This window comes from Aestuariivita sp., assembly GCF_049276915.1.
Lineage (GTDB): Bacteria > Pseudomonadota > Alphaproteobacteria > Rhodobacterales > Rhodobacteraceae > Aestuariivita.
Map to the genome: position 1 here is coordinate 1 of NZ_JBASXK010000130.1, position 23328 is coordinate 23328.

Genomic DNA, 23328 nt, shown 5'->3' on the forward strand with positions numbered 1-23328 from the left:
ACCACCTGCCGCATGCCAAGCTGGCGCAGGGAAAATGGCCGCCCCGGCTGACGGCTCAGGCGCTGAAAGCAGCCCGAAATCCAGACCGGCACTTTGAAATGATGCAGGCCCTGCATGGCCGGGCCGCAGAGGTTCCACAGGCGCTTGACGCCCTGAGCGAAACCTTGACACAGGCCGGCGTGCGCATGGGAAGCCATGATGAAAAAACCCCCCAAGAGCGCGCAACCTGGCGCGCACGCGGAGTCCGGATTTCAGAATTCCCCGAAACAAGAGAAGCTGCCGAAGCCGCGCGGCAGGGTGGGGACGGCATCGTGCTGGGCGCGCCCAACCTGGTGCGGGGGGGCTCGCACAAGGGAAATGTCAGCGCGCTGGATCTGGTCAGCATGGGGCTGTGTGATGCGCTGGCGTCCGACTATCACTATCCCAGCTTGCGCCGCGCGGCACTTTTGCTGAAAAACTCGGGTGTTCTGTCGCTGGGCGAGGCGTGGCGACTGGTCTCGGAAGGGCCGGCCCGTCTGTTGGGTCTGACGGATCGCGGGCAGATCGCTCCGGGTTTGCGCGCCGACCTCGCGATCCTTGATGCCGACACAGAACGCGTTGCTGCCACGATGGCAGGGGGGCGCTTCAGCTATCTCAGTGGCGACATCGCCGCGCGGCTGTTCGGATAGCTCTCAGCGGATCACGCGGTTCACATGGCCCATCTTCCGCCCGTGCTTCACTTCGGCCTTGCCATAGAGGTGGATGGCCGTATCCGCATTGCGGGCCAAGCCGGGCACACGATCCATATCCTCACCGATCAGGTTCTCCATCACGACGTCGGCATAGCGTTGCCCGTCCCCCAAAGGCCAGCCAGCCACGGCGCGGATATGCTGTTCGAACTGATCCACGGTGCAGCCATTCTGCGTCCAATGTCCCGAGTTATGCACGCGCGGGGCGATTTCATTCACGATCAGACCGCCAGGTGTGACAAACAGTTCGACCCCCATCACGCCCACATAATCAAGCGCATTCAGGATGTTGGCCGCCAGCAGTACCGCATCCGTTCGTTGCGAGGCGGATAAACGCGCAGGTACGGTCGTGCTGCGCAAAATGCCGTCGCGATGTACGTTCTCACCGGGATCAAAGCTGGCCACCGATCCATCACGTCCGCGCGCGGCAATGATCGAGACTTCATGCGAGAATTCCACAAAGCCTTCCAGAATTGCCGGTGCGCCTGACATGGCCTCGAACGCGTCCGCAGCCTCGGTCAGATCGTTGATGCGCACCTGCCCTTTACCGTCGTAGCCAAACCGGCGTGTCTTGAGGATTGCCGGTGTGCCCATCGCAGCCAGCGCGCTTTGCAGCCCGCCTAGGTCCGAAATATCTGCATATGGCGCGGTTTTCAGGCCCAGCCCCTGCAAGAACGCCTTTTCAACCAGCCGGTCCTGGCTGACGCGCAGCGCTTCGCGCGCCGGGTGGATCGGGCGATGCGCTTCCAGTACATCCAGCGCGTCTGTCGGGATGTTCTCGAACTCGTATGTTATGACATCGACGCTGGCGGCAAATCGCTCCAACGCTGCGACATCCTCATATGCGGCCGTTGTGACCCTGTCTGTAACCTGACCGGCAGGTGGTCCGGCCCCCGGTTCATAGATATGTGTTTTCAGCCCAAGACGGCTGGCCGCCACAGACAGCATGCGGCCCAACTGACCGCCGCCCAGTATTCCGATCACCGCGCCGGGGGCGAGCATATCAGTCATCTTTTCCCTCCAACCGGGCACCGATTGCGTCCAGCATGTCCTGCAGCATCTTATGCGCCTGACCGGTGCGCAGCGCATCCGTCATTTGCAGGCTGAGTGTCCCATCAGTTGCCAAAGCATCACGGTCACGGACCAGAGCGCCCGCGCCGTTCTTGTTCATGCCGTGCAGAAAACCTGCCAGCAGTTGTGTCGTATGAAACCCGGACGAGGCGGCGTTGCGGCTTTGCTTTCCCAGCCAGTCGGCACCCGTGGCCATCAGGTCAAAAAGGCCGGTGCCGATGACGCTGATCCGACTCATTCTTCGGGGCTTTCCGGGATCGACTCCGACAGGGCCGCGCGCCACGCGTCCAGACGTGATCCCAGAGCGTCGTCCGACGTCGCCAGAATGCCGGCAGCCATCAGGCCTGCATTGGCGGCACCGGCTGCGCCGATCGCCATGGTCGCCACCGGATATCCCTTTGGCATCTGAACGATGGAATACAAGGAATCGACACCAGACAGTGCCTTGGTCTGCACCGGCACGCCGATCACGGGTATGCGGGTTTTCGACGCCATCATGCCGGGCAGATGCGCAGCACCTCCGGCCCCGGCAATGATCACCTTCAACCCGCGGCCTGCCGCAGTGCGCCCATAGTCCCACAACCGGTCAGGCGTGCGATGAGCGGACACGATGCGCGTTTCATACCGCACGCCAAGCTCGTCCAGAATGAGGGCCGCTTCTTTCATGGTTGGCCAGTCAGACTGGCTTCCCATGATGATACCCACCGATATGTCGGACATATGTGCCTCGCGTCCTACTCGCCAAAAGAGCCGGCACTATAGCCAAATCACCCGCTCAGGCAATGATGTCCGGTGTCAGCATGTCTTCTATCAGGGCAATCTTGTCCTTGAGGCGAAGTTTCTGCTTTTTCAGGCGCTTGATCGTCAGTTGATCGGACACGCCACGCTCTTGCAGAGCTGCGATCGCCTCGTCCAGATCCCGGTGCTCGCGTTTGAACACTTCCAGTTCAACGCGCAGAACGTCCTCGGTTTTCATGGCGAAATCATGGGGCGCATTCATGGTCAAAGCTCGATTCGGGGCTATGGCTTAGGGGGTCAAGAATACTGATTAATCTTGAGTCCGCCTACCCCTTGTTATCCATGGGTTTTCTTCCCATATTCTTAATCAATGCGGTTGCCATAACGGGACTGCCCTGATCGTCGCTTTTGGATTTGAAGGACGAGGACATGACAAAACTGACTCTGGGCTCATACCCGAACTTGCTGGGATTTGAGCAACTTGAACGCCTTCTGGAACGCACCGCAAAGTCGGGCAATGAAGGCTATCCTCCTTTCAATATCGAACAGACCTCGGAGCATTCCTATCGCATCACGCTTGCCGTGGCCGGGTTTGCCGAAGTGGATCTGGCGATCACGGTCGAGGATCGCCAACTGGTGATCCGGGGACGTCAAAGGGATGACAACGACGGGCGGATCTTCCTGCATCGCGGAATCGCGTCACGTCAGTTCCAACGCACATTCGTGTTGGCGGACGGTGTCGAAGTCGGTGAGGCGATCATGGAAAACGGACTTCTCCATGTCGATCTGACCCGCGCCGTCCCGGAAACCGTTGTGCAAACGATCAATATCAGGAAGGGGTAAGAGCAATGAATACACCTTATGACTTCAAGGATCTGGGTGAAAAGATCGTGTATGTCAAAGCCGTGCAGGTCGCTGATCTGCCACAGGAAGTGCAGGACTCAGCCGATGGTCTGGTCCAGCTTTATGCGGTGCATGACGCGGATGGTCAGCAGCTTGCGCTGGTTGCGGATCGCAAACTGGCCTTTGTGCTGGCACGCCAACATGACATGACACCGCTTACGGTGCATTGACCGCTTATGGGGCACAGCTTTCCCGTCGATTGGGTGGATGCGTTCACGGATCGCCCCTTTGGCGGGAATGGCTGCGCCGTCGTTCATGGTGGTGCCGTTCTTGATGCAGAGACGGCGATGCGCTTCGTACGTGAGACGTCGCTTGTCGAATGCACCTTTACCGGTCCCTCCGACGTCGGCGATCTGCGCGTTCGGTATTTCCTGGCCAGCCGTGAAATCCCATTTGCCGGACATCCCACGATTGCCACTGTTGCGGCCCTCGCCGCGCGGGGGCTGATCGCCGGAGACAGTGTCGTTCTGGAAACCGGTGCCGGTCTGGTTCCGGTCACGATAAAAGATGGGCTCTACCAGATGACGCAGGTTGCCCCCACCTTCGGGGCAAGACCACCCGTCGAACTGGTGGCCCGCGCCGTCGGTCTGGAGGCCGACGATATCCTCTGCGCGCCACAGCTTGTCTCGACCGGATTGCCTTTCGTGATCACGGTCCTGCGCTCCAAAGAGGCGCTGCGCCGTGCAAGGGTAAACCCGGAAGACCTGGCGCGGTTGTGCCGCGCTTTGGGCCATGATGACACCGACCTGATGGAGCCCTTTCTTGTCACTCTCGAGGGTGAGACAGATGCGGGCGATACGTTCTGCCGGCTTTTGCTTGCGCCACCCAGCCCGGCCGAAGACCCGTTTACCGGATCGGCGACCGGAGCCATGGCGGCCTATCTCTGGGCACAGGGTCTCATGGAGAAAGACAGCTTTTGCGCCGAGCAGGGCCATTGGATGGGCCGGCCCGGTCAGGCGCAGGTCACGCGGATTGGGCCGGCAGAGGCGATGACAGGCATATGTGTCGCGGGCCGCGCATGGCGTCTGATGTCGGGTGAACTTCATCTTTGAGCATGCATTGCAGCGCGCGCATTTTCGAGTATAGGTGAACCACGCAACAGGACGCAGTCAAATGTCAGAGCCCGCCATTGCCATTCTGCCCTATGGCATGTCGCTGGGCCCGAAACAGGCGAAACTATCCCTGGATCAGCTGACATGGCCGCTTGGGCATCCCGCGCATCTCAAAGATGGTACGCTTGCGGATCTGGGCAAAGATGATCACCTGATTGCCTATCCCAAGACCAAAATGCATGTGCTGCCCTCGTTTGGGACAAAAGCGCAGATATCTCTGATCATGGGGGAGCCGTCCTTCATCCACGCCCGGCATCTGGCTTTGTTGCGGGTCACCTATCGGCGGTTCTTCAGAATTCTCAGTTTCAACGAAGACCTCTTGGCGCAAATTCCCAATGGTATCTTCTTTCCGTTCGGCACGACATGGGTGCCCGAGTGGCGTTCGCTTGATACCACCAAGACCAAGGCGATGTCGCTTATCGCCTCGGCCAAGCAAGATACGCAAGGCCATCGCCTGCGCCACAGCATGGTGGAAAAAGTGCGCAAAAGCGGGCTGGATGTTGATGTGATGGGGCGCGGCTATATCCCGTTTGCGGACAAGGCCGACGGGCTGGCACCCTACAGGTTTTCGATCGTGATCGAGAACATGCGCGAAAACAACTACTTTTCGGAAAAGCTTGTGGACGCCGTGCTCTGTAACACGGTGCCGATCTACTGGGGCTGCCCGAATCTCGACCGCTTCATCGATACACGCGGGATCATCCAGTGTGACAGCGAAGAGGCGATGATGAACGCAGTATCTTCGATCACCCAAGCGGAGTATGACGCGCGTCTGCCGTTCCTGAAAGAGGTGCAGCCGACGCTTGATGCGTTCTGTGATCTGGAAAAGCGCGCCGCAGAGGCAATTCGCGACGCGCTTTGATATGTCCCTTGGCGATCAGCCTGCGATCAGCCCCAGGCTCTCCAGTTTGAGCAAGACCTGGTGGGCACAGTTGTCGACATCGACATTCTCGGTTTCCACGCGCAACTCGGGGTTTTCGGGCACATCATAAGGGTCGGAGATCCCGGTGAACTCCTTGATCTTGCCCTCCCGCGCCAGCTTGTAGAGACCCTTGCGATCGCGCCGCTCGCATTCTTCCAGCGACGTCGCGACATGGACTTCGACGAAGGCACCGAACTCCTCGATCTCTTCGCGCACCGCGCGGCGTGTCGAGCCGTAGGGGGCGATGGGCGCGCAGATGGCGATCCCGCCATTCTTGGTGATTTCCGAGGCGACATATCCGATCCGGCGAATGTTGAGATCGCGGTGCTCCTTGGAGAAACCCAGTTCGGACGACAGGTTCTTGCGCACGATGTCGCCGTCCAGCAGCGTCACGGGGCGGTCGCCCATTTCCATCAGCTTGACCATCAGCGCGTTGGCGATGGTCGACTTGCCCGATCCCGAAAAGCCGGTGAAGAACACGGTGAACCCCTGTTGCGAGCGGGGCGGATAGCGGTTGCGCAACTGGCTGACGACCTCGGGGAACGAGAACCATTCGGGGATTTCCAGGCCCTCGCGCAGACGGCGGCGCAGTTCTGTGCCCGAGATGTTGAGCACGGTATCGCCCTCACGCACCTCATCGGCAGGCTCGTATTGCGCGCGTTCCTGAACAAACACCATATGTTTGAAATCGACCATTTCGATGCCCATTTCATCCTGGTACTTGCGGAACAGGTCCTGTGCCTCATAGGGCCCGTAGAAATCCTCTCCGGCCGAGTTCTTTCCCGGGCCGGCATGGTCCCGTCCCACGATGAAATGCGTGCAGCCGTGGTTCTTGCGGATCAGCCCGTGCCAGACCGCCTCACGCGGGCCAGCCATGCGCATTGCCAGGTTCAACAGGGACATCGACGTGGTCGCCGCCGGGTATTTGTCCAGAACGGCCTCATAGCAGCGCACGCGAGTAAAGTGATCGACATCGCCGGGTTTGGTCATGCCGACAACCGGATGGATCAGCAGGTTGGCCTGCGCCTCCTTGGCGGCGCGAAAGGTCAGTTCCTGATGTGCGCGATGCAGCGGGTTGCGGGTCTGGAATGCCACGATACGCCGCCAGCCCAGCTTGCGGAAAAACGCGCGCAACTCATTGGGCGTGTCGCGCCGGGCGCGGAAATCATAATGCACAGGCTGCTGAATGCCGGTCACGGGGCCGCCCAGATAGACCTTGCCTGCGTGATTGTGCAGATAGTTCACCGCCGGGTGCGCGTCGTCATCCGCCCCAAACACCATCTCGGCCTCGCGTGCCTTGTTGGGAACCCAGCGATCGCTGATCGTCATGGTGCCAAGGATCACACCTTCCTGATCGCGCAGCGCAATGTCTTCTCCCATCTCGAGGCTCTCGGCAAAGGCCTCATCCACATCCAGCGTGATCGGTATCGGCCAGAGCGTGCCATCGGCAAGCCGCATGGTCTCGACAACGCTGGTATAGTCTTCCTCGCTCAGAAAACCCTTGAGCGGGTTGAACCCACCGTTCATCAACAGCTCCAGATCACAGATCTGGCGGGGGCTCAGATCCCAGCTCTTGAGATTGCCCGCCTCGACTTTCAGCTTCTGCGCTGACTCGTAGGACACATAAAGCTCGGGGATCGGGGCAAGGTTTGCCAGCATTGTCATGGTACGATGTTCACTTTGTTCTTTGTTACGGGCAGGCACGATACGTGAGCGGCGCTTTTCCATGAACCGGATTCAAAGTCTAGAGAACCGAAGTCAGTTCCGGAAAAAAGGGTAAACCTGTTGCAATTTCCCGCTCAGTTGGAACGTCTGTTCGCGGTCAGGCCGGTTGCACAAAACGCCCGACTTCACGCGCTGAAAGCGCTTCGACTTCAGCCAGATCCCTGATAGCCAGCGCCTCCACGGGCGCATCGACGCCGCGCAGCTCAAGCGTGATGAAGCTGTGTGAACTTGTCTCAACGCCTGCGCTGTCCAGCAAGGCTCTGGTGGCCAGCAGGGGTACACCCAGTTCTTTGGTCTTGGCCTCCAGCCGGCTGGCCGTGTTGACCGCATCACCGATGATCGTGCGCGGTGCGCGCCCGGCACCGATCTCACCCAGAACCACGTCGCCCAGATGCAGGCCGATGCCGATACGTACCGGGGGTGCGCCTTCCTGTTCCAAACCCTGATTGAACTGCTCAAGCCCTGTTCCGATGCCCGAGGCCGCCGCAAGAGCCGCGCGCGCAGACGTGGCCTCATCCACGGTTTCAAATACCGCCAGCAAGCCATCCCCAAGATACTTGTCCACCGTGCCCCCGGCATTCGTTATGGCCGGGACGATTGCATCAAAGAAGCGGTTGAGCAGAAACACGACATCATAAGGCAACTGGCCGGTGGTGCGCGCAGTAAAGCCCCGCATGTCCAGAAACAGGATGGCCAGTCTGCGCTCTACACCCTGACTGGCGTGGGCGCGGCGGCGGCTTCCATCGGGTTGAAAGACGCGAAACACGCTGAGCGGCTCTATGGGCCGGATCTGACAGGCCAGCCTTGTGCCGGGTGGCGCGCCGACAGCCGCCAACGATCTGGCCTCGGCAGCCGAGGCTGGGTGCAGGTTTTCGGCCCCCTCTGCGATGACGACGCGGCAGGTCGTGCAGCGGCCCTTTCCGCCGCACAGGGAGGTATGCGGCACACCTCGGGCTCGTGACATCTCAAGCAGTGTCAGCCCCTTGGGGGCCGCAATTTTCGGACCGTCCACATAAGAGATGCTGACGGATTGACGCCCCCGCCACAAACGGCGCAGCCCATAGATCGCCGCACTCAGCCCGATCACAAGCCAGACAAGTTTCAGCGCATATTCCTTCCAGTCGATCAGCACGGCAAAGGCGGGCGCATCGGGCCAATTGTAGCTTCGCAGCAAAGCCTGCGCCTGATCCGCATCTCCGAATGCCTCGGCGATGCGGCGGCCTTCGGCGACAAATCCCGCCAGTGCGAAACCCGGAACCAGCACTGCAAGAGCAATCAGCCAGGGTTGCGACCTTCGCCACCAGCTCTGGCCGCGCAACCAGACATGCAACCCGATACAGCCATGGATCCAGACCACCAACAGCAAAGCCGATTGTGTCCAGGCCGATGCGCTCCCCCAGATCAGACCGATGAGATACCCGTATTGGTCATTCACCCCGAACCATTCATGTGCTCCGCGGGTAAAGATAATGTGGGTGATCAGAAAGAACGGTATCGTCAACCCGAAGGCAAGCTGGACCGCCTCGCGCAGCGGCATGCGCAATGTTCCGCGCCCCACCAGAGCGCTTACTGCAAGCGCCGCATGGATAAGCAAGGCACCATAGAGCAGGATCGTCCCGACAAGAGAGCGCGAGATTGCCTGGCGGCTCTCCCGCATCACGTCCATCGCAGCGGGTGAAAACAGCCCCATACCGATGTTCAGAAAGTGAAACAACGCATATGTCAGCAGGATCAGGCCCGACACGATCCGTGTCCGGGTCACCCAGTTTCCCCGCCAAAGTGAGCTTGTTGCCTGCGCCACAGCCATCCTCACGAACCGGAAGCCGACAGGTGCCCGGTCAATCGTCCGTATCTCGAAACGCCGGCTACGTCGTGGCGCAGACCAGACTCAGATCGGATCACTCTGCGGCCAGATCGGCCATGTCTTCCTGTTCGGCCAGAAACCGCTCCGCTTCCAGCGCGGCCATGCAGCCCATACCGGCACTGGTGACGGCCTGACGATATTTGTGATCGGTCAGATCGCCTGCAGCAAAGACGCCAGGGATCGAGGTTTCGGTGCTGTCGGGCTTGGTCACGACATAGCCGCCCATGTGGGTTTCCAGAACGTCCTTGACCAGTTCGTTGGCAGGAGCGTGGCCGATGGCGACGAACACGCCTTTTGCCGCGATCTCGTGGATCTCACCGGTTTTGACGTTCTTGACCCGCACGGCCTCAACGCCCAAAGGCGCGTCCGTGCCGATGACCTCTTCGAGTTGATGAAACCACAGCGTCTCGATCTTGGGGTTCTTGAACAGCCGATCCTGCAGGATCTTTTCAGCACGCAACGAGTCGCGGCGATGGATCAGTGTCACCTTCGAGGCGAAATTGGTCAGAAACAGCGCTTCTTCCACGGCGGTGTTCCCGCCGCCGATCACCACGATCTCCTGACCGCGATAGAAGAACCCGTCACAGGTGGCACAGGCGGAGACGCCAAAGCCCTTGAACTTCTCTTCCGAGGGCAGGCCCAGCCATTTGGCGCGCGCACCGGTCGCGAGGATGACCGCATCCGCAGTATATACCGTGCCGCTGTCGCCGCGTGCTTTGAACGGCCGCTCGCTGAGATCGAGGTCGGCAATGATATCTCCGATGATCTCGCAACCCATGGCCTTGGCATGCGCTTCCATCCGGACCATCAGATCGGGGCCTTGAACCTCGGTGTCGCCCGGCCAGTTCTCGACCTCGGTTGTGGTGGTCAACTGACCGCCCGGCTCGATACCTTGCACAAGCAACGGCTCCAGCATGGCGCGGCTGGCGTATACACCTGCTGTATATCCTGCGGGACCTGACCCGATAATCAGAACCTTCGTGTGGCGCGTGTTGCTCATGAGTGCCCCCAAATGTCGCTGCGGCGATTCCGTCTTGCCGCTCCTGAACCGATATAGCGACCTGATCAGCGCGCTTAAACCCCTTGAAACACCGCGTCCCGGCGGCGTGAGCACCTGTGGTTCGATTAATTCGGTTGCATGTCGCGCAAATATTATTGCGCGGCTGTGAAATATAATTGCGCACAGCTTGCGCGTTGGTATAACAATCGCCAAGCCGGGGGAGCGCAGATGGCCACAACAAAACTTGATGAGATTGACCGGAAGATCCTTGCAGAATTGCAGGCTGACGGGCGTATGACTAATGTCGAACTTGCCAGACGTGTCGGTATTTCGGCACCACCTTGCCTGCGCCGGGTGCGCACGCTTGAAGAAGCTGGATACATTCGCGGGTATCACGCTGATGTGGATGCGCGCGAGTTGGGCTTTGAAGTGCAGGTCTTTGCGATGGTCGGTCTGCAAAGCCAGGCACAAGGCGATCTGAGCGCATTCGAAGCCGCCTGCCGCAGTTGGCCGCTGGTTCGCGAGTGCCACATGCTGAATGGCGAGGTGGACTTTATCCTGAAATGCGTCGCACCGGATCTGTCGAGCTTTCAGAACTTCCTGACCGGAGAGCTTTTGACAACGCCCAACGTTGCCAGTGTCAAGACGTCACTGGTGATCCGCGCGGCCAAGGACGATCCCGGTGTGCCCTTTGACGTGCTTGAGGATCGACTGAGCAAACAGGCCTAGGCGGCTGTCGCACCATCTATCGGATCAGGTTCGCGCGGATACACCATCGGTCCGAAATCGGTGATATGGTCGATCTGCGGAAACAGCTTCATGAAAAGCTCCCGCATGGCGGGCCCCAGATCACTCAGCGCCGCATGGCCGGGGTGATAGCTTTCAAAGGTCAATCCACCGATTCGGATCAGCGCATGCACGTCCAGACACAGGTGGAACATCTCGACGGGCGAGGGGGGGCGCAGCCGCGTGATCTGAACGCCATCCTCAAATGATGCCAGGGTTGTCAGGGTCTGCCGGGAGTGCCCCGGAACGCGTGCCGAGGGTCCGGCGACCATATGTGACAGCGGACGCGACATGCCAAAGGCATCGGGCATGATCCGATACAGTGGCACTTCGGGCAGGTTACCTGGTGCGGATGCGGGCACCAATGTGGTTGTTCCGATCCAGGTGATCGGTTTCGCGCTCCCGTCTGCCGTTACGATGTGATCGCCGGGCAGCAGATCTTCGATCGCGACAGGGCCGGTTTGCGTGGACAGCAACGTGCCTCGGGCAAAGGCACAGAACGCACGTTCAAACAAAGGCATGGCGGGAATCAGGAAGCGGGTGTTCTGAATCTCGCCGTTTGCATCAAGCCAGCTTGCCTTGCATGGCCTGAGTTGCGGGCGTTTGCCGCTCGGCAAGACCTCGGTGACCGAGTGTATTGCTGTTGCATGTCCCTCGACAGCTCGAGGTACGGGGGCGCGCCAATTCATTTCGTATACCCTTTTTACCAGGGTCACATTCGCGTCGGCCCCCACCGACAACGACAAATGGACATACCACTTAATATCAAAGGGAATGCCCGAAAGAGTGCGGTATTGTCAAAGTTTCGCGGACATTGGATCGCGCAGCCGCATCAATCTGACTGACCACAGCGGAACTGTTTTCGATTTGCAGGAAAATCCTGCCACATTCCGATTCGAGACATGCTGTCGACTGCATGGGCGCAGGACAACGAAAAACCCCGCTCCTGCAACCGGAACGGGGCTGTGTACGAGGTCTTTGGGGAGGTCGTATCGCGCAGGGTACGCGGTATCAGGCCGAAGCCATCTTCTGACGTGGGGCCAGAGCCACCGCTGCGCTGCGACGCAGGATCGTCTTGCGACGGCTGGTGCCGCGGCTCCAGGGCATCTCGGTTTCGTCGGCTTTCGCGGTTGCGATCACGGATTTGATAAAGCGGCTGCGTACGGTCATGGTCTGTCTCCTGCTCATGGCCAATGATCTGGCCTGTTTGTCTGTGTTGAGATCACAATGACCTTGGTTTTGGGCCGTGATTGGACCGAATTGGGAAAAATGAACTTAAACGCCAGAAAAATTCTGATCAAATGGGGCAGATCCTGTCGATCAGCTTAAGTGATTGAATATACGTTAAAAAATTGGAGCGCGTGAACAATCCACCTGAATCTGCGGAGATTGTTTCCGTTCAATTGTGGCAAGGACCATGGCGGCTTTGCCTCATTCTGGCCCTGAAGGCGTAACGCTCAGAGACGAATGGCAGAAATCAGACGCCCATAGTCGGCCTCGCCCACATGGGTGCTGCGCCGGTAGGAGAAGAAACGGTCAGGGTCGCAATAGGTGCAATGGCCGGTCCAGGTGGCCGTGCCCACGCCCGCGCTGCGCAGGCGATGCAAACCATAGGCGGGCAGGTCGAACTGGTATCGGTCGCCCTCGCCATTTGCGAAAAAGCGCGCGTTCGCGGGCTCCGCGGCCAGAAAGTCATCCAGGAACTCCGGGCCGACCTCATAGGCGCGCTGACTGATTGATGGGCCGATCGTCGCCGCAATCTGCGTGCGCTGGGCCCCCAGCGCCTCCATTGCCTCGATCGTTGCCTCCAGCACACCATCCAGCGTCCCGCGCCATCCTGCATGCGCCGCTCCGATGACGCCGGCCTGCGCATCCGCAAACAGAACCGGCTGACAATCTGCCGTCAGAACCGACAGAGTAAGACCGGGCGTATTCGTGACCAGCGCGTCGGCCTTTTCGCCCCCGTCGCCATGGCCCGAGACCGTGATCACATCGGCGGAATGGATCTGGTGCACACCGATCAGCCCCTCGGTGCCCATCGCTTCGGCCACCCGCGCGCGGTTGATTTGGACGATTTCGCTCTGATCCGAAGAGCCCGCTCCACAGTTCAGTCCTGAGAACACGCCGCTGGACGCACCGCCTTTGCGGGTGAAAAACCCGTGTTTCAGTGGCAAGAGCGTATCTGATGTCAGGATCTCAAGAGTCATGGGTCCAGTCCGGGTGGCGGTCTGTGGCCTTGGGGATAGAGTCCAAGCACTTTGAACAGGTTTCCCATTTCCTCGGGGTGCGTCAACCTGCGATGTGCCATGATCAGTCGATCACGTGCCGTTCCGGCCAATCGCTGCGCGAGGGTATTGGCGCGTTCGGTGATGCCAAGACGCTCCAGAAACACGCCTTGAGGTATGACGCGACTGAAGGGGCAGGGTGCGGCTTGTGCCAGTGCTTCGAAATCCACATGGGCGGTCAGATCGGCCTCGCCGGGTGTGGCCAGCGGATCGACCGGCGCATGTCGCTGCAGGGCCTGCAACGTGTCCCCAAGGGATCGCCAGTCGCCATAATCGATGATCAGCGCGGCACCGCCATGCTGTGCAATCCGGCGGCCTATGGCGTCCATGGCCGGGGCTGCGGCGGGACAATCCTCGATCAGATCACCCTCCCGGGTATCGTCAAGCCGATGCGCCAGTGCGGGCTGACCCTGCGCCGGGGCAAGCCCAAAAATTAACGCGCCATCCTTCACCCCGACCTGTCGTTCACGCCACAAGCGGCCCTCGCGCTGGAACTGGCGGATGGGCAGGGCATCAAAAAACTCGTTGGCGACAAGGAACAACACAGCGTCCGGCAAATCCGCCAATGAGTCGATCCAGCGTGGCGCGTGGGCGTTCAATGCGTCGGCCTGCACCGCGCGCAACGCAGGCGAGGCTTCAACCAGCACCAACTCGGCGGCCTCGTGGAATCCCGGAACGGCTGCGGTCGCACGCAAGGCATCAGCCATCAAGGTACCACGACCCGGACCAGCTTCGGCCAGCGTGAACGGGGTCGGGCAGCCCTGATCCATCCAGGACTGCGCCAGCGACAAGCCGATCAGTTCCCCGAACATCTGACTGATTTCCGGAGCGGTGATGAAATCGCCGGCAACCCCCAGAGGATCACGGGTCGTGTAATAGCCATATGTCGGGTGAAGCAGGCATGTGCCCATGTATTCGGTCACGCTCATTGGCCCCTGCGCTGTGATGCGGGCGATCAGATGATCGCGCAGGCTCATGCTGGTTTGCGCGCTGAACGTATCAGCCACACTCCCAGCAGGATCATCGGGATGCACAGGATCTGACCCATGGTCAGGCCATAGCCGCCGACCTGAAGCGCAAGTCCCAGCGGGTTGCCTGCCGAGACGAACTGGGCATCCGGCTGGCGCACGAACTCCACGGCAAACCGCGCCACGCCATAGCCGGCAAAAAACACGCCGGCGATCAGACCCGGGCGATGCAGCGCGCCGCGACGCCAGACAAGCCAGAGCATCAACGCTCCGAGAATCAATCCCTCAAGCAGCGCCTCATAAAGCTGCGAGGGATGGCGGGCACAGAGCGTCAGCACACCGGGGCAATCCTGCGCGGCTGCGCCGGGAAAGATGACACCCCAGGGCAGATCCGTCGGTCGCCCCCAAAGCTCTGCATTGATGAAATTCGCGATCCGGCCGAACAACAGACCCGGGGGCACACAAAGCGCGATCAGATCCGCGGCGCTGCGCCGGTTCAACCCGTATCGACCGGTGTAAAAATATGCGCAAGCCACCACCCCGAGAAGCCCGCCATGAAAGGCCATGCCGCCTTGCCAGACCATCAGGATCTGCCCGGGATTCTGAAGGTAATAGGCGGGCTGATAAAACAGAACGAACCCAAGGCGACCGCCAAGAATGATGCCCAATATCGCCCATGTCAGGAAGTCATCCACCTGCTCGCGCGTCATCACGCCGACGCCACCGGGCCAGAGGCTGTCAGTGCTGACGGCGCGGTGGGCGAGGTGCCAGGCCACCATAATACCGGCGATGTAAGCCAGCGCGTACCAGCGCAATGCAAATTCGAACGACCCGATGCTGATCGTGAACAGCTCGGGCGAGATATCTGGGAAAGTGAACACAGCCTGCATGGGCGTCAGTCAACAGAGGCAGCCGGTGAAGTCAACACAACGCGCGATGAACCTTGCCTCCCCGCCCTGTGATCCCCATATAAGGCGGAACGCAAGGAGACTTCAGATGCAGACCCGCAACAAGATCATGGACGACATTTCCCAGCTGATGACCAACGCCATGGGCGTGGCCCAAGGCGCGCGGGAAGAGGCTGAAACGGCGATGAAATCCATGATTGATCGCTGGCTGGCGGATCGCGATTTCGTCACGCGCGAAGAATTCGAAGCCGTACGCTCGATGGCCCAAAAGGCCCGTGAAGAAAATGCCGCCCTTGAAGCGCGCCTTGCCGCTCTCGAATCCAAGGGCTAGGCGTCCAGCAAGACATAACCGTTTCGCGGTATTCATCCCGGCGCGGTGCTGTTGAGCGGGGGCTTGCCCCGGCCCGAACCCGTGGTCGGGCGTGGTGCGCATAATGCGCAGAGCGCTTTGCTGTGCAAATCAAATTTCAATGACAGTGACAATATTTCGGGCACTGTTTCTGTTCATCCACAAGTTATTGCGGTTATCCCCAAAAATAGGGGTTGCCAGACGACCCTCCCCCAAGCACCATATCTAGTATGGGCACGGGGGATCGCCCCGGTCTGTAGAGCAGTCACCTAGCGCTTGAGGCTCTGCCGGTCTCGTGACGCTAGAGAGCAGTGAGGTGCATCATGGCCCTTTCCGAGCAGTATCTGGACGATGAACTCCACCCGATCGACATAGTCGAACATATCGCGGAACATCATGATTGGGATTTTGACCGTATGGGCGACGACCAGATCGCCATGGCGGTCGAGGGACAGTGGCGGACCTATTCGCTGACGCTGGCCTGGTCGGGCTATGACGAGACCCTGCGCATGGTCTGTACCTTCGAGATGGAGCCGCCTGCGGACAAGCTCCCGGCACTTTATGAACTGATGAATGCCGTGAATGACGAGTGCTGGGCCGGGGCCTTCACCTATTGGGCCGAACCCAAGCTGATGGTCTATCGCTATGGCCTCGTTCTGGCTGGTGGTCAGATTGCCAGCGCCGAGCAGATCGACACCATGATCAACGCCGCGGTTCTGAGTGCCGAACGCTATTACCCGGCCATGCAACTGCTGATCTGGGGAGACAGCACCCCCGAGCAGGCCATGCAGGCAGCCATTGCAGAGGCTTACGGGCGCGCGTAACACTCGGCCCCGAACCGAAAACGGAAGGGGCCTTTGATGGATATGGATCACGTGGCATCCCGGGGGCTTGTGCTTTTGGGATGCGGCAAAATGGGCTCGGCCATCCTTGCGGGCTGGCTGGATCGAGGTTTGCCGCCCGGCGCGGTCTGGGTGCAGGATCCGATGCCGTCCGATTGGGTGCGCGCCCAGGGCGTACATGTCAATCAGGATCTGCCAGCGGCCCCGGCCATCGTGCTGGTGGCGGTCAAGCCGCAGATGATGGGTGCGGCGCTGCCTGACATGGTGGCTTTGGGCAATGGCGAGACGGTGTTCCTGTCGGTTGCGGCCGGAACGCCGATTGCGCATTTCCAGGCGGTTCTGGGTGAGCGGACCCCGATCATCCGCGCGATGCCGAATACGCCCGCTGCCATCGGGCGCGGGATCACGGCGCTGATCGGCAATCAGTCTGCGACTGCAGCGCATCTGGATCTTGCCGAAAACCTTCTGTCTGCGGTTGGGCAGACCGTGCGCCTTCAGTCGGAATCCCAGATGGATGCCGTCACTGGCGTCAGCGGTTCGGGGCCTGCGTATGTGTTTCATCTGATCGAAACCCTCGCCGCGGCCGGTGAGGCGCAAGGGCTGCCTGCCGATTTGGCGATGCAGCTTGCCAAGGCCACGGTCGCCGGAGCCGGAGCGCTGGCTGAAACCTCGCAAGAGACACCGACCCAGTTGAGGATCAACGTCACCAGCCCGAATGGCACCACGCAGGCGGCGCTTGAGGTGCTGATGGATGAGACACGCGGCTTTCCCGCCCTTCTGAACGAGGCGGTGGCAGCCGCGACCAATCGCTCGAAGGAATTGTCGCATGGATGACATCTCATTTGACGATTTCCTCAAGGTCGATATCCGTGTCGGCCGCATCAGCCGCGCCGAACCCTATCCCGAGGCGCGCAAGCCCGCGATCAAGCTGTGGATCGATTTCGGCGCAGAGATTGGCGAGAAAAGATCCTCGGCCCAGATCACCGCGCATTATGATCCCGCAAGCCTTGTGGGCAAACAGGTTATGGCGGTGGTGAACTTTCCGCCGCGCCAGATTGGCAAATTCATGTCCGAGGTCCTTGTGTTGGGTTTGCCCGATGATGCAGGTGAGATCGTGCTGATCACCCCGGACCAGACCGTACCCCTTGGTGGAAGGATGCATTGATGAAACTGTGGTTGACCCGACCCTTGCCCGAGACCGTTGAAGCGCGCGCCCGCGCGGGGTTTGACGTCGAAATTCGCAGCTCGAACGCGCCTCTGTCGGGTGACGAGATGCGCCATGCGCTGCGCAGCTATGATATCGTCATGCCTACATTGGGTGATCGGTTTCAGGCGGATGTCTTTGCCGATGTGCCCGAGCCGCGCTGCAAGCTGCTGGCCAATTTCGGGGTGGGTTACAACCATATCGACGTGGCCGCCGCGCAGGCTGCCGGAGTGGCCGTGACGAATACGCCGGGTGCGGTGACCGATGCCACCGCCGATATCGCCATGACGCTTTTGTTGATGACCGCGCGGCGTGCGGGTGAAGGCGAGCGGATGGTGCGTGCGGGGGCATGGGCGGGCTGGCATCCGACGCAAATGCTGGGCCTGCATGTCACGGGGCGCACGCTGGGCATCGTGGGGATGGGCCGCATTGGTCAGGCGATTGCGCATCGGTGTCATTTCGGGTTCGGCATGGACGTGCGCTATGTCTCGCGCAGCGAAAAGGAGCTGCCCTTTGCGGCAACCCGTGATGCGTCTCTGGCGGAGATGGCGGGGCGATGTGATGTCATCGTCGTTGCGGTTCCGGGCGGTGCCGAGACGCATCACCTGCTGGATGCGGCCTTCTTTGCGGCGATGCAGCCCCATGCGATTTTCGTCAATATCGCGCGCGGCGATGTGGTGGATGAAAGCGCGCTGATCGCGGCGTTGAAGGCAGGGCATCTGAGCGCGGCGGGTCTGGATGTCTACGAGTACGAGCCGGCGATTCCGCCCGCCCTTCTGGAGATGGAGAACGTCACCCTGCTGCCCCATCTTGGTACTGCGGCTTTGAACGTGCGCACCGATATGGGGATGATGGTGCTGGATAATGTACAGGCCTTCGTCGAGGGCAGGGCGCTTCCCAACCGGGTTTGATCGCGCGCTTACCCGCCAAGCCCTGCTCAGGCCCGCGACAGGTCCCCGGTCGCCTCGCGCCAGTGGCGACGGCACAGCGAGACATAGGCCTCGCTCCCGCCGATCTGGACCTGCTCCCCATCGGTCAGGACGCGCCCGGTGTCATCCTTGCGCACGACCATCGTGGCCTTCTTGCCGCAATGGCAGATCGTGCGCACCTCGCGCATTTCATCGGCCAGCGCCAGAAGCGCGGCCGAGCCGGGGAACAGTTTGCCCCGGAAATCCACCCGCAGACCATAGCACATGACCGGCACGGACAGATCATCGACCGCGCGGGCCAGTTGCCAGACCTGATCATGGGTCATGAATTGTGCCTCGTCCACAAAGACGCAGGCAATCGGGCCCTGGCTCAGTCGATCGGCGATCTTTGCATAAAGGTCTGAAGATTCGCTGAACGTATCGGCCTCGGCGCTGATGCCGATGCGCGATGCGATGCGGCCGGCCCCCTCGCGATCCGCGAAATGGGCCGTCATCAGATAGGGCTCCATCCCGTTTTCACGATAGTTATGGGCCGCTTGCAGCAAGACCGTCGACTTGCCGGCATTCATGGTCGAGTAGTTGAAAAACAGTTTGGGCATGGCTGTGTCTCTAGCCAGCGCATCCTGCGCACGCAAGATTTCAGGCTGGAAAAAGTTCTCTGCCCGGGGGCAGAGACAGGTGATCCGTGACGCGACCGGGTGCCGAGGCACCCGGCCACGATACTTGTTAACAGTGTGGTTATTCACCCAAACTTGTTACTGACCCCAACGGCAACCGTTGGGATAGCCTTTGGATGCCAGCTATTATATTGGTCAATAATGGGAAAAGGTTAGCCGGTTTCCCCCGAGGCGGGGAGGGCAGTGAAGTGAATAGGGTAATGGTATGGCGGACATCTGCAGCTATCTGAAAAGGCACACCGAGGCATTGGTCAAGGACATCGGGGTAGAGACGGCCTGTGCACTGACGGGCAAGTCGAAAGCGACACTGGGGCGCTATTACTCGGAACATGATGAACATGCCGAACGTTTCATGCCCATCGACACGGTGGCGCGGCTGGAGGCGGCGGCGTCCTATCCCCATGTCACCTCGGCTCTGGCCGAGTTGAAGGGGTTGACGATGTCCCATGATGATCGTCAGCCCAATTCCGAACGCTCAGGGGGCGTGAATTCCGATGTGATCGCGCTGAGCCAGCGGTTTGCGATGTTGATGACCGAGTATCAGCAATCCATCCAGGACGGGGTGATCACGGTGAACGAGGCCAAGCGTCTTCTCAAGGAAACGGTCATGCTCCAACAGGTGCTGATCGACATGAAACTCAACCTGGAACTGGAAGGCGAAGGCACCTGATCAGGGGCGAGCGCCCCGTGTCGTGCAAAGCGCCGTTGCGCCGGTGATACACGGCTTTCGTTAAAATCCGTTTAACCCGCGCGGTTTTTCTTCAGCCGTGGCGTTTGACGATAACCGAGCCGACCGAATAGCCTGCGCCGAAGGAACAGATCACGCCCGTGTCTCCGTCTTCCATGTCATTGGAATACTTGGAGAATGCAATGATGGACCCGGCCGAGGATGTATTGGCGTAATCCTGCAGGATATTGGGCTGTTCGCCCTCATGCGGCTCCCGACCCAGCACCTTGCGCCCGATGAAGTCATTCATGGTCTTGTTCGCCTGGTGCAGCCAGATCCGTTTGAGATCATCCGCGACAATCCCCTCATCGGCCATGTGATCGGCAATGTGCTGCGACACCATGGGGAGCACTTCCTTGAACACTTTGCGCCCGTTTTGCATGAATTGCATGTCGCGCCGATCCGCCAGCCCATCAGGCCGCGAGCGGCGCAGGAAGCCGTTGTTGTTGCGGATGTTGTTCGAAAACTCGGTGGCGCAACGCGTTGATTTGATTTCGAAATAGGGGCCTGTTGCGGCCTCGGCGCGTTCGATCAGAACGGCGGTCGCGACGTCGCCGAAGATGAAATGGCAATCGCGATCACGCCATTCCAGATGCGCCGAGCAGATCTCGGGATTGACCACCAGTGCCGAGCGGATCGAGCCCGCGCGAACCATGTCGGCGGCGGCCTGGATGCCGAAGGTTGCCGAGGAACAGGCGACGTTCATGTCAAAGGCAAAGCCCTTGATCCCCAGAAGATCCTGAATTTCGATGGCGACCGCCGGATAGGCGCGCTCCATGTTGGAGGCCGCGCAGATCACCGCATCGACATCGGCGGCGGTTTTCCCGGCCTGGGCGAGGGCCTTGTTACAGGCATCCAACGCCATTTCGGCCATCACGCCGGGTTCGCTGTCATCGCGCTGACGCAACAGGGGGTGCATCACATTGGGGTCAAGAACGCCAGATTTATCAAGAACATAGCGTTGTTCTATGCCTGAGGCCTTGAGGATGAATTCCTCGGAGGAGTGGTCTTTTGCTTCGACCTCGCCGGCGGCGATGGCATCGGCGTTCTGTGCGTTCCATGCATCGGCATAGGCGTTGAACGCCTCGACCAGTTCGGCGTTGGTGATGATGGTTTGCGGGGTGAAAATGCCCGAACCCGTGATCGCCGGTTTATACATGCTGCCCCCCATTCAAACGTTTCGTGATGTGCTCAAAAATGGGGCGAAAGGTCAAGTATGATTGGCGTACACAGTGCGTACACAACCTGTACATACGCGCGGTGACCTGCGGGTTTGTTAAGCTTTGGCTGCGACCCTGGTGGCTGTGATCCAAGGAGCGCGCCGATGGACAAACCCAAACGCACCCGCCGTGAGGCCGTGCAGATGTATTACCTGACCGATGTCTATGACCGGCTGGAATTCGATCTGCATACCCTGCTGAACCACTACAAGCGGATCCCGCATGAGTGGCATGTCATCCATCGCGAACGCGACTATTCCAAGACGCGCATCACGCTGCGGGTGGATTGCGACGTGGTCAAGTTCTTCCGATCCATGGGGCCGGGATACCAGCGGCGCATGAACGACGTGATGCGCGCCTTCATGCATTGCAAACTGGCCGGGCTGATCGACGGGCCCGAGACGGTGACGGAATACCGCGACGGGCGCTGGGCGCATCGCCCACAGCCTCAGTTCGGGGATGTGGAGCGCAAGATCGACTGAGGGGCCAAATCAGACGTCATTGGCTTGGCATGTTGCGTCCTTGCGAAGCTACACTTCGAACTTGTACGGACGCAGGATTTCCACGGGTTCAACATAGGCGATGCCGGAATAGTTCCGGAAATAGGTCTCGGCGACCGCCGTGATGATTGCTTCGGCTGTCGCCTTGTCGCTGACGATGGCCTCGATCTTGACGTTGGACATGACGCCGCTGATGCCGGGTCGATTGGCGCTGCGCTTACCCCGGCTTCCCTTGCCGCCAGCATCTACATGGGTATAGCCGGTTGCGCCGCCTTTCTCGATCAGCCTGGTCACCCCTTCCAGTATCGTCCGCTCGGTGATGATAACGATCTTGGTCGCCTGATACATGATTCTAACTCCCTCACACGCCAATGATCATATCAGCCAGCACGATCCAGAGCGGGATTGAAAGGATCGCAACTGGTGTGCCCAACCCGGTCGATGTGCCCACATAGGCCGACGGGTTGGCTTCTGGTAAGGCACCGCGCAAGGTGGGCGGACCAGATATATCCGAACTCGAGGCCGCCATGACAGCCAGCAAGACCACACCGCCGCCGGAAAACCCGGTGATCTGATGTACAATCAGCCCGGCACCGAACCCGATTGCGCCATGCACCAAAGGCGCCAGCAGGCCATAAGCGACATAGGCATGGGCCACGCGCCGCAGTTCTGACAAACGTGTCCAGGCTTCCATACCCATGATCAACATCAGGATGGACAAGAGACCGCGGAACAGGATGCTGTAGAAGCTTTCATAGACGCTGTCGGGCCGCGACAGGATGCCCAGAACCAGCCCGAGCAGCAGAGCGGAAATCGCGGCGCTGCGGAACGTGTCCACGAGAATGCCGCGCACCATGTGTCCGTTGCTGTCATCCCCATCTCCACCGATTACAACCGCCGCCGAACCACCGGGCTGGCTTGACAGCTGCGCTGCTGCCTTGCGCTGGGCGCTGAGCCGAGCCAGCACAATAGCAGTCACCAGCGCCGCAATATCCATGAACGGGTAAAGCGCTCCGATGAACCCTTCATAGGCGATGCCTTCTTCGTCGAGCATGGCCATGCCTGCGGCCAGTGTCGAAGCCGAGACGGCACCAAAGAGGCCGGCAGTCGCCATGGCATCCATCTGCGTAACGCCGCGGAGCCTTGCCAGTGTCTGCCCCCCGAGAAGCACGATCGCGATACCCACGATCGCCGCCGCCACCGCCGGAACCGCCAGTTCGATCAGGTTGGCCTCGCGCACGGAGATACCCGCGCCAAGTCCCACCTTCATCAAAAGCAGAAAAACGATGAACTTGTAGACCGGCTCGGGAATTTCGAGCTTTGATCCAAACGCAGCCAGCGCCATGCCGCCAATCAAGAACGCCAAGGTCGGCTTCTGCATCTGCGCCACAAATCCGGTCAGGATGTCTGCGATCATTTCCACAACGTTGGCCTCCTTGAGTATCTGGCAAACGAGGTAGAGCAGGGCGAGACAAAGATAAAATATATGTTTTTGTCAGTAACGTTCTTTTTTATAGAATAATTGATCCACCGTGCACACGCCCGAGAATGCCCGCGAGCGGGTCATATCTGCAGTCCTTCCATCAGAAGCAGTCACTCGTAACAGAATACAAGCGTTCCCCCGGAACTCCCGGCTCACTGAAAAGGCAGACCCCCAGTGCATTCATTGGCGCAAACGCAGCGAACTGGCGCTTTGTCCGCATCTTGCCAGTTCTCGACCCGCAAGCTGAAGGTCAGCTGTCGCGGATTCGCGCCAAGGGTTGTGGGTCCGTTTGCGGGCTTGTCTGGGGTTTTGTGAACCCGTTTCTTCCCTCAAGACCACACCTGCCTTGAGGGCTGGGGGCGTATGGACCGGCTTTGGGCGGTTGCG

29 protein-coding genes are annotated in these 23328 nt (G+C 60.0%); 13 read left to right on the forward strand and 16 right to left on the reverse strand.

The genetic code is table 11. The features are described 5' to 3' along the window. The coding region (locus WAO69_RS13990) for an alpha-D-ribose 1-methylphosphonate 5-triphosphate diphosphatase (RefSeq protein WP_422180174.1) at positions 1-668 on the forward strand (668 nt) is incomplete at its 5' end. Positions 669-671: 3 nt separating this feature from the next. Here the strand turns inward: WAO69_RS13990 and WAO69_RS13995 are convergent. From WAO69_RS13995 to WAO69_RS14010, 4 genes are read right to left on the reverse strand one after another with little or no spacing between them, the layout of a single operon-like run. Beyond that, entirely contained in the window at positions 672-1739 is a 1068-nt protein-coding gene (locus WAO69_RS13995) for a 5-(carboxyamino)imidazole ribonucleotide synthase (RefSeq protein WP_422180176.1), read from the reverse strand. After that, positions 1732-2037 carry a hypothetical protein gene (locus WAO69_RS14000; RefSeq protein ID WP_422180178.1) on the reverse strand — a complete coding sequence of 102 codons (306 nt, stop codon included), beginning with the start codon at positions 2035-2037 and terminating at the stop codon, positions 1732-1734. Before WAO69_RS14000 ends, WAO69_RS13995 begins: the two co-directional genes overlap by 8 nt. Then, a complete protein-coding gene (purE, locus tag WAO69_RS14005) occupies positions 2034-2519 on the reverse strand; it encodes a 5-(carboxyamino)imidazole ribonucleotide mutase (RefSeq protein ID WP_422180180.1) in 486 nt (161 codons plus the stop codon). Before purE ends, WAO69_RS14000 begins: the two co-directional genes overlap by 4 nt. A 55-nt stretch (positions 2520-2574) precedes the next feature. After that, positions 2575-2799: a YdcH family protein gene (locus tag WAO69_RS14010; protein WP_422180238.1), complete on the reverse strand. Its 225-nt coding sequence runs from the start codon at positions 2797-2799 to the stop codon at positions 2575-2577. 167 nt (positions 2800-2966) lie between these two features. On the opposite strand from WAO69_RS14010, the gene WAO69_RS14015 reads away from it, so the two are divergent. The 4 genes from WAO69_RS14015 to WAO69_RS14030 all read left to right on the forward strand — a co-directional run bounded on the left by WAO69_RS14015 (position 2967) and on the right by WAO69_RS14030 (position 5414). Beyond that, positions 2967-3380 (forward strand): Hsp20 family protein, encoded by a 414-nt coding sequence (locus tag WAO69_RS14015; protein ID WP_422180182.1) that lies wholly within the window; start codon positions 2967-2969, stop codon positions 3378-3380. 5 nt (positions 3381-3385) lie between these two features. Then, the gene (locus tag WAO69_RS14020; RefSeq protein ID WP_422180184.1) at positions 3386-3610 is read left to right on the forward strand and encodes a DUF1150 family protein; all 225 of its coding nucleotides are present in this window, start codon (positions 3386-3388) and stop codon (positions 3608-3610) included. Between the two features lie 6 nt (positions 3611-3616). Further along, the gene (locus WAO69_RS14025) at positions 3617-4492 is read left to right on the forward strand and encodes a PhzF family phenazine biosynthesis protein (RefSeq protein ID WP_422180186.1); all 876 of its coding nucleotides are present in this window, start codon (positions 3617-3619) and stop codon (positions 4490-4492) included. Between the two features lie 61 nt (positions 4493-4553). Then, positions 4554-5414 (forward strand): glycosyltransferase family 10 domain-containing protein, encoded by an 861-nt coding sequence (locus WAO69_RS14030; protein ID WP_422180188.1) that lies wholly within the window; start codon positions 4554-4556, stop codon positions 5412-5414. 15 nt (positions 5415-5429) lie between these two features. On the opposite strand, the gene WAO69_RS14035 is transcribed toward WAO69_RS14030, so the two are convergent. From WAO69_RS14035 to trxB, 3 genes are all read right to left on the reverse strand, one after another. Then, the gene (locus tag WAO69_RS14035; protein ID WP_422180190.1) at positions 5430-7139 is read right to left on the reverse strand and encodes a bifunctional sulfate adenylyltransferase/adenylylsulfate kinase; all 1710 of its coding nucleotides are present in this window, start codon (positions 7137-7139) and stop codon (positions 5430-5432) included. 157 nt (positions 7140-7296) lie between these two features. Then, entirely contained in the window at positions 7297-8961 is a 1665-nt protein-coding gene (locus WAO69_RS14040) for an adenylate/guanylate cyclase domain-containing protein (RefSeq protein WP_422180192.1), read from the reverse strand. Between the two features lie 136 nt (positions 8962-9097). Continuing rightward, positions 9098-10063: a thioredoxin-disulfide reductase gene (gene trxB / locus WAO69_RS14045; RefSeq protein ID WP_422180194.1), complete on the reverse strand. Its 966-nt coding sequence runs from the start codon at positions 10061-10063 to the stop codon at positions 9098-9100. 228 nt (positions 10064-10291) lie between these two features. Here trxB and WAO69_RS14050 point away from each other — a divergent pair, with 228 nt between their 5' ends. Continuing rightward, positions 10292-10792 carry an Lrp/AsnC family transcriptional regulator gene (locus tag WAO69_RS14050; RefSeq protein ID WP_422180196.1) on the forward strand — a complete coding sequence of 167 codons (501 nt, stop codon included), beginning with the start codon at positions 10292-10294 and terminating at the stop codon, positions 10790-10792. Here WAO69_RS14050 and WAO69_RS14055 read toward each other — a convergent pair. The 5 genes from WAO69_RS14055 to lgt all read right to left on the reverse strand — a co-directional run bounded on the left by WAO69_RS14055 (position 10789) and on the right by lgt (position 14992). Then, a complete protein-coding gene (locus tag WAO69_RS14055) occupies positions 10789-11538 on the reverse strand; it encodes a Hint domain-containing protein (protein WP_422180198.1) in 750 nt (249 codons plus the stop codon). The genes WAO69_RS14050 and WAO69_RS14055 overlap by 4 nt on opposite strands. A 322-nt stretch (positions 11539-11860) precedes the next feature. After that, the gene (locus WAO69_RS14060) at positions 11861-12019 is read right to left on the reverse strand and encodes a hypothetical protein (RefSeq protein WP_422180200.1); all 159 of its coding nucleotides are present in this window, start codon (positions 12017-12019) and stop codon (positions 11861-11863) included. Positions 12020-12306: 287 nt separating this feature from the next. Further along, positions 12307-13056 carry a peptidoglycan editing factor PgeF gene (gene pgeF, locus WAO69_RS14065; protein ID WP_422180202.1) on the reverse strand — a complete coding sequence of 250 codons (750 nt, stop codon included), beginning with the start codon at positions 13054-13056 and terminating at the stop codon, positions 12307-12309. After that, positions 13053-14111, reverse strand: coding sequence for a class I SAM-dependent methyltransferase (locus WAO69_RS14070; RefSeq protein ID WP_422180240.1), 1059 nt, complete (start codon positions 14109-14111; stop codon positions 13053-13055). Before WAO69_RS14070 ends, pgeF begins: the two co-directional genes overlap by 4 nt. Beyond that, the gene (gene lgt / locus WAO69_RS14075; protein ID WP_422180204.1) at positions 14108-14992 is read right to left on the reverse strand and encodes a prolipoprotein diacylglyceryl transferase; all 885 of its coding nucleotides are present in this window, start codon (positions 14990-14992) and stop codon (positions 14108-14110) included. Before lgt ends, WAO69_RS14070 begins: the two co-directional genes overlap by 4 nt. A 106-nt stretch (positions 14993-15098) precedes the next feature. Between lgt and WAO69_RS14080 the strand changes: the two genes are divergently transcribed. From WAO69_RS14080 to WAO69_RS14100, 5 genes are all read left to right on the forward strand, one after another. Then, positions 15099-15341, forward strand: a complete 243-nt coding sequence (locus WAO69_RS14080; protein WP_422180206.1) for an accessory factor UbiK family protein — start codon at positions 15099-15101, stop codon at positions 15339-15341. Positions 15342-15682: 341 nt separating this feature from the next. Beyond that, the gene (locus WAO69_RS14085; protein WP_422180208.1) at positions 15683-16183 is read left to right on the forward strand and encodes a YbjN domain-containing protein; all 501 of its coding nucleotides are present in this window, start codon (positions 15683-15685) and stop codon (positions 16181-16183) included. A 36-nt stretch (positions 16184-16219) separates the two neighbouring features. Further along, positions 16220-17035, forward strand: a complete 816-nt coding sequence (gene proC / locus WAO69_RS14090) for a pyrroline-5-carboxylate reductase (RefSeq protein ID WP_422180210.1) — start codon at positions 16220-16222, stop codon at positions 17033-17035. After that, positions 17028-17366, forward strand: coding sequence for a tRNA-binding protein (locus WAO69_RS14095; RefSeq protein ID WP_422180212.1), 339 nt, complete (start codon positions 17028-17030; stop codon positions 17364-17366). Before proC ends, WAO69_RS14095 begins: the two co-directional genes overlap by 8 nt. Continuing rightward, complete coding sequence (locus WAO69_RS14100) at positions 17366-18316, forward strand: 2-hydroxyacid dehydrogenase (protein ID WP_422180214.1); 951 nt, start codon at positions 17366-17368, stop codon at positions 18314-18316. Before WAO69_RS14095 ends, WAO69_RS14100 begins: the two co-directional genes overlap by 1 nt. Positions 18317-18342: 26 nt before the next feature. On the opposite strand, the gene WAO69_RS14105 is transcribed toward WAO69_RS14100, so the two are convergent. Beyond that, positions 18343-18933 carry a thymidine kinase gene (locus tag WAO69_RS14105; RefSeq protein WP_422180216.1) on the reverse strand — a complete coding sequence of 197 codons (591 nt, stop codon included), beginning with the start codon at positions 18931-18933 and terminating at the stop codon, positions 18343-18345. A 283-nt stretch (positions 18934-19216) separates the two neighbouring features. Between WAO69_RS14105 and WAO69_RS14110 the strand changes: the two genes are divergently transcribed. Further along, the gene (locus tag WAO69_RS14110) at positions 19217-19681 is read left to right on the forward strand and encodes a hypothetical protein (protein ID WP_422180218.1); all 465 of its coding nucleotides are present in this window, start codon (positions 19217-19219) and stop codon (positions 19679-19681) included. A gap of 91 nt (positions 19682-19772) precedes the next feature. Here the strand turns inward: WAO69_RS14110 and WAO69_RS14115 are convergent, their stop codons facing one another. Continuing rightward, positions 19773-20897 carry a beta-ketoacyl-ACP synthase III gene (locus WAO69_RS14115; RefSeq protein ID WP_422180220.1) on the reverse strand — a complete coding sequence of 375 codons (1125 nt, stop codon included), beginning with the start codon at positions 20895-20897 and terminating at the stop codon, positions 19773-19775. Positions 20898-21062: 165 nt separating this feature from the next. Between WAO69_RS14115 and WAO69_RS14120 the strand changes: the two genes are divergently transcribed. After that, on the forward strand, positions 21063-21440 hold the full coding sequence (locus WAO69_RS14120) for a BrnA antitoxin family protein (protein ID WP_422180222.1): 378 nt from the start codon (positions 21063-21065) through the stop codon (positions 21438-21440). Between the two features lie 48 nt (positions 21441-21488). Here the strand turns inward: WAO69_RS14120 and WAO69_RS14125 are convergent, their stop codons facing one another. Both WAO69_RS14125 and WAO69_RS14130 read right to left on the reverse strand, forming a co-directional pair. Then, positions 21489-21806: a P-II family nitrogen regulator gene (locus tag WAO69_RS14125; protein WP_422180224.1), complete on the reverse strand. Its 318-nt coding sequence runs from the start codon at positions 21804-21806 to the stop codon at positions 21489-21491. 13 nt (positions 21807-21819) lie between these two features. Next, complete coding sequence (locus WAO69_RS14130; RefSeq protein WP_422180242.1) at positions 21820-22875, reverse strand: sodium-dependent bicarbonate transport family permease; 1056 nt, start codon at positions 22873-22875, stop codon at positions 21820-21822. Positions 22876-23328: the final 453 nt, after the last annotated feature.